This is a genomic window from Mesorhizobium sp. M7A.F.Ca.AU.001.01.1.1 (genome assembly GCF_004022735.1).
Classification (GTDB): domain Bacteria; phylum Pseudomonadota; class Alphaproteobacteria; order Rhizobiales; family Rhizobiaceae; genus Mesorhizobium; species Mesorhizobium ciceri.
The window spans coordinates 1-5,245 of the sequence record NZ_RZPF01000478.1; the positions used below are offsets into that span (position 1 = coordinate 1).

Annotated in this window: 7 protein-coding genes and 1 pseudogene; 3 read left to right on the forward strand and 5 right to left on the reverse strand. The window is 64.4% G+C overall.

Annotated features, from left to right (window positions below; genetic code table 11):
• Positions 1-173: pseudogene (locus EN884_RS39770) on the reverse strand (acyl-CoA thioesterase II); the annotation flags it as partial.
• A gap of 96 nt (positions 174-269) precedes the next feature.
• On the opposite strand from EN884_RS39770, the gene EN884_RS24805 reads away from it, so the two are divergent.
• Positions 270-1,529 (forward strand): ubiquinone biosynthesis hydroxylase, encoded by a 1,260-nt coding sequence (locus EN884_RS24805; protein ID WP_027163307.1) that lies wholly within the window; start codon positions 270-272, stop codon positions 1,527-1,529.
• A gap of 10 nt (positions 1,530-1,539) precedes the next feature.
• Here EN884_RS24805 and EN884_RS24810 read toward each other — a convergent pair whose 3' ends face one another.
• The 3 genes from EN884_RS24810 to EN884_RS24820 form a co-directional block, all read right to left on the reverse strand.
• Complete coding sequence (locus tag EN884_RS24810; RefSeq protein WP_024504998.1) at positions 1,540-2,067, reverse strand: hypothetical protein; 528 nt, start codon at positions 2,065-2,067, stop codon at positions 1,540-1,542.
• 140 nt (positions 2,068-2,207) lie between these two features.
• Entirely contained in the window at positions 2,208-2,564 is a 357-nt protein-coding gene (locus tag EN884_RS24815; RefSeq protein WP_063169526.1) for a YciI family protein, read from the reverse strand.
• Entirely contained in the window at positions 2,561-2,782 is a 222-nt protein-coding gene (locus EN884_RS24820) for a hypothetical protein (protein ID WP_063170404.1), read from the reverse strand. The genes EN884_RS24815 and EN884_RS24820 overlap by 4 nt, the downstream gene beginning before the upstream one ends.
• Positions 2,783-3,002: 220 nt before the next feature.
• On the opposite strand from EN884_RS24820, the gene EN884_RS24825 reads away from it, so the two are divergent.
• Positions 3,003-3,428: an OsmC family protein gene (locus EN884_RS24825; RefSeq protein ID WP_063169527.1), complete on the forward strand. Its 426-nt coding sequence runs from the start codon at positions 3,003-3,005 to the stop codon at positions 3,426-3,428.
• Between the two features lie 62 nt (positions 3,429-3,490).
• Here EN884_RS24825 and EN884_RS24830 read toward each other — a convergent pair whose 3' ends face one another.
• A complete protein-coding gene (locus EN884_RS24830; RefSeq protein WP_013528882.1) occupies positions 3,491-4,462 on the reverse strand; it encodes an AraC family transcriptional regulator in 972 nt (323 codons plus the stop codon).
• Between the two features lie 324 nt (positions 4,463-4,786).
• Between EN884_RS24830 and EN884_RS24840 the strand changes: the two genes are divergently transcribed.
• Positions 4,787-5,140 carry a hypothetical protein gene (locus tag EN884_RS24840; RefSeq protein ID WP_013528880.1) on the forward strand — a complete coding sequence of 118 codons (354 nt, stop codon included), beginning with the start codon at positions 4,787-4,789 and terminating at the stop codon, positions 5,138-5,140.
• Positions 5,141-5,245 lie beyond the last annotated feature (105 nt).

The window sequence follows — 5,245 nt, forward strand, 5'->3', positions numbered from 1 at the left end:
TGCACGTACCGATCGGGATCCACTGTCCGCTGCGCCGCCACCAGCGCCTGGGCGATGGTCTGGCCGCCGAACACGCGCTGCCAGTCGAGCAGCGGGCTGCGACCACGATACAGATTGTGTTCCAGCTTCTCGAGGTCGAGAATGCCGAGAAGCTCGTCCATGGCTGCCGTCATATTTCGCGCCCTCGCCGCAGAAGTGTTATGGCGGTTTCCGACAGGACGGACAGGCAGTCAAGGGCGCAAGACCCGGCCGGCGCAGGAGCGAAGATGATGGAACGCAAGGCGGACACGAAAAACAGATCCGGGCTCGATGTCCTGGTCGCCGGCGCCGGCTATGTCGGCCTGGCCGCCGCCGTATCGCTGAAACAGGCGCGACCGGGCCTCGCCATCGCTCTCGTCGATGCGGCACCTGCTGGCGCCTGGCAAAGGGATGGCCGCGCCTCGGCCATTGCCGCTGCCGCCTGCCGCATGCTCGACCAGCTCGGCGTGTGGGCCGAGATCGCACCCCAGGCGCAGGCGATCACTGAGATGATCATCACCGATTCGCGCACCGCCGATCCGGTGCGTCCGGTCTTCCTGACCTTCGGCGGCGAAGTGGCGCCGGGCGAGCCCTTTGCGCATATGGTCGCCAACAAGGTGCTGAACGGCGCCTTGCGGGCCAGCGCCGAAAGGCTCGGCATCGATATCATCGAAGGCGTCGCGGTGCAGGGCTTCGAGACCAACGGCAGTGGCATCACCGTGCATCTCGCCGACGGCGCAGCGCTGAAGGCGCGGCTGCTGGTCGCCGCCGACGGCGTCAACTCGAAGCTGCGCGACATGGCCGGCATCAAGACGGTGAAGTGGGAATATGGCCAGTCCGGCATCGTCTGCACGGTAGCGCATGAACGCCCGCACAATGGTCGCGCCGAAGAGCATTTCCTGCCGGCCGGGCCTTTCGCCACATTGCCGCTCAAACCCGGTGAGGACGGCACCAACCGCTCGTCGATCGTCTGGGTCGAGCGTACGCCCGATGCCGAGAAGCTGGTGGCCGGTGACGATCTCCTGTTCGAACACGAACTCGAGCAGCGTTTTGGCCTGAAGCTTGGCGAGATCCGCGTTACTGATGCGCCGCGCGCCTGGCCGCTCGGCTTGACCATTGCGCGTGCTTTCGTCGCGCCCCGCATCGCACTCGCCGGCGATGCCGCCCACGGCATCCACCCGATCGCCGGCCAGGGCCTCAATCTCGGCTTCAAGGATGTCGCGGCCCTTGCCGAGGTGATCGTCGAGGCCGACCGGCTCGGCCAGGACATCGGCGCGCTCGACGTCCTCGAACGCTACCAGCAGTGGCGCCGCTTCGACACGGTGCAGATGGGCATCACCACGGACGCGCTGAATCGGCTGTTTTCCAACGATATCGGCCCGCTGCGAACCGTCCGCGACATCGGCCTCGGCCTTGTCGAACGCATGCCGCGCCTGAAGGATTTTTTTATCCGGCAGGCGTCGGGGTTGTCCGCCAGCACGCCGCGATTGTTGAAGGGCGAGGCGATCTGAGCGCTATCGCTCAGTTGACCTCGAAACCCAGCTTCTGCCGCAGCCGCAATATCCTCTGGTCGGATATTTCGAGGCGTTTTTCCCCGCCCTGGGCGGCGCGGTTGACCATCTGCAGCAGATCGTTCCGCTCGGCGACATCGAGGCGTTCGCGCAGGAACGGCGCCAGCTTGTCGATGACGACGGTGGTGTCGTCGACCTGCGCCGCCGCCCATTTGGCGTAGATCACCGCCTCGTCGGTCTTCTTCTTGTCGGCGATCTCGGAAATCACCGCGCGGATGACAGCCTCGCGCTGCGGCAGGATGGGCCCATCCTCGGAGACGATTGATGTGATCAGCGTAGCCGCCGCTACGACCGGATCATCGATCGCCGTCAGAGGCGACAGAGCCGCCTGCTTGCGCAGCTTCTTGCGACGGATGTTGCCCTGCACGCGCCCGACAACGTCCGCAACCTCGCGAGCCGCGTCGTTCATCGCCTTCATCCGGTACCACCAGAACGCCGCCGCGCCCATCACGCCAAGGATAGCAATCAGGAAAGGCATGTCGAAATCCCCAAGAACCCCGGCGACGATAGGAGAACTCTCGCCTTGCTTCAACACGCAAAAGTTGCGCACCAAATGAACCGGGACGATCGTTCAATCGAACGCCTTGGTTTCCGCGTGGCTGTAGCACATGGCGGGGGCTATGACCCCGGCACACTGTAGATCGCCCGCACCTCGATGGTGCCGATTTCGGCCAGCGGGATCTCGCCGGCGATCTCCAGCGCCTGGTCGAGATTGTCGGCCTCGATCATGACGAAGCCAAGCAACTGCTCCTTGGTTTCGGCGAACGGGCCGTCGGTGATCAGCCGCTTGCCCTGGCGTCGCCGCACCGTCTTCGACGTTTTCACCGATTGCAGCGCCTGCGCGACGATCAGCACCCCACGATGATCCAATGACCGGTCATGAGCCATCGAATCGGCATCGAGCTTGGCCAGACGCTCCGGCGTCATGGCATGGAGGTCGTTTTCCTCGCCATAGACCAGACAGACATATTTCATTTCCAGCTCCCTTGCTGTGACGAACCATAGGCGATCACGGTATCGGTTGAGTTCTTGCCGGCAGCGACATGGTCGAGAAGGCTGACCGCAATGCCGATGATTGCAACTGCCGCAAGCAGCCGGCCGAAGCCGGAGGGCGGCACATGCAGCGGGCCGCTTTTCCCTGGATCAGCCGTTCGGCAGGTGCTTGTCCAATGGGCAGAAAACAGATTGTTCATGCGAACCTCCATCCGCCACGAGAATCTGTGGCCGCCCGCAGGACGCTCGGGGCCGATGCAAGTCGACATTTTGCACGCACATTTTTTTCAAAAAAGATTCGGTGGGGCTCGCCGGTGCTGCATGCGCGCGCAAACAGCGCGGTGGCCTTCCCTCGCGCCCGCGCTATAGTTGGGAGGAACGCCGCCTGGCCGGCGCCACCGCTGTAATAAGGAGGAATTCATGGACCGCACCGCAAACGCCGTCTGGAAAGGCAATCTGAAAGAGGGCACGGGCACGCTCGACACCCAGAGCGGAACCCTGAAGGGCACGCCCTATTCGTTCAAAGCGCGCTTCGAGGACGAGAGCGGCAAATCCGGCACCAACCCTGAAGAGCTGATCGCGGCGGCGCACGCCGGCTGCTTTGCCATGCAGTTTTCGCATTTCCTGGCCGAGAACGGCACCCCCGCCACCGAACTCGACGCCAAGGCCGTGGTGACGCTGGTTCCCGGCACCGGGATCACCGGCAGCGCCCTCACAGTGGTCGGCAAGGTCCCGGGCATCGACGCGGCGAAGTTCAAGGAATTGGCCGAAAGGGCCAAGGCCGGCTGTCCGGTCTCGAAGGCGCTCGGCGCCATAAACGTATCGCTCGACGCCAAGCTCGGCTGAAGGCCCGAACGGCAAATTCATCCAGAAACCGCTGGCCCTTGGGCCGGCGTTTTCGTTTGCGGTCAGCCCTTCAACGCGGCCGCCCGCACATCCGATGGCGTCGCGCCGTAGCGCCGCCGGAACGCCCGGTTGAAATAGGAGAGGTCGTTGAAGCCTGCCTCGAAGGCGATCGCCGTGATGCTGCGTCCGGCATGACGAGGATTGCTGAGCATCCGATGCGCGCGCAACAGGCGCTGGCACAGCATGAAATCCGACAGCGACGTGCCTTCGCTCTCGAACAGTTTTCTGATGTAGCGGGCCGAAAGGCGGTGACGGCGGGCGATGTCTTCGGCCGACAGGTCGCCGCCATGGGCTGTTATTTCGGCCTTGATGGCACGCAGCCGCGCCACGCGCACGCCTCGGCCCCGGGCGATTTCTGCCGCGTCTCGGGTGGCACCCATGGCCAGAGCGACGAGATCGAAAATATGCGTCGTCGCCAGATGCCAGGCCTCCGGGGTCAGCACGTCGCCGGCATCCTGGATCGACCTGACATAGTCGAGCAGCAGCCGCATCGCCCCGCCGGAGGTTGGCAGCGGCTGCATCAGCGCCGGCGCCGGGTCGCCGATCAGCGGTGACAGTGCCTTGAGCGAGAAGCTCATATTGACGAAGCGAAGACCGCCTGGCTGGATGACATTGAGGCCGACCTCCTCGCCGCTCATCATCAGCGCCTGGCCGTTGCCGACCGGCTCCTCGCGGCCGCGATGCTTCATCACGCTTGCGCCATCGAGGGCGACCAGGAGGACGAGATCGTCGCTGTCGATCAGCGACGTCGAATGATGGACGCGGAATTCCGAACACGTGCCCGTGGCGATGCCGAGGCCAGGCAACGCGCGCACCTGCATATCGACATGCGTCGGGCCGAGTGGATCGAGATCGACCTTGAGCACCGTGCGGCCATAGACCTCGCGCATGACCTCGACGCGATCCCGCTCCGGAAGCGCGTCCGTCATCAGTCGGAACGAGGCGGTTGGCCCCATCGTCGCCGTCACCGGCATCCCCCATGCCTCAGGTCAATCAGAAGCGGCGTGATATGCGCCGCGCCTCCGAAAACGTCAATACAGGGCCGTTTGGGCCGTTTTTAGGGCCGCTGCGTCCAAGCTGCCCGCTTTTGCCGGACCTAGTTTGCAGCGCGTTTCCGATCAGGAAGCGCATCGCAAACAGCCACAAGGGGGTTCGATGTATCATTTGCAATTGTTCAGGACACTGTCGGGGCTCGCCTCGGCAGGCTTCAATCCACGCGTCTATCTGTTGTCCATCGCTCTCGGCGGAACCGTCGCCGACCATCGCGATCCGAAGCGGCCGTGTGGGGAGCGTCGGCCATGAGCGTCCGGCATACAGTCCTGGCGGCACCGGTCCTGTGCCTCGGCCTATCGGGCTGCGTCGGCATCAACCCGGTTTCTGCGGTCGTCGGCATGGCCGGCATGGCGGCGGCCAACTCCGCCGGCATGGCGCAATCGAGCGTCATCAGCCCGCAGGAGCAGGCGAAGTACGCCTCGATGTCCTGTGCGGATCTGCGGCAATTGATGGCAGGTTACGAAGAGGCGAAGAATCATGGGCCGTCGGTCAAGAAATACGGCGGCATGGCGCCGGCCGGCAAGACGGCGATCGTCAACAATGTCATCGGCACGCGGCTTGTCTATCTCCGGCAGCTTGTTGCGAGCAAAGGATGTTGAGGGCCTCGTCACACCACGCCTGCCGGGCGGCACTTGTCGGGCTTGCCGGCTGGCTGGCCTTCAGCGCCGGCGGCGCTTACGGCCCGGGCAAGGGACCGGCGACAC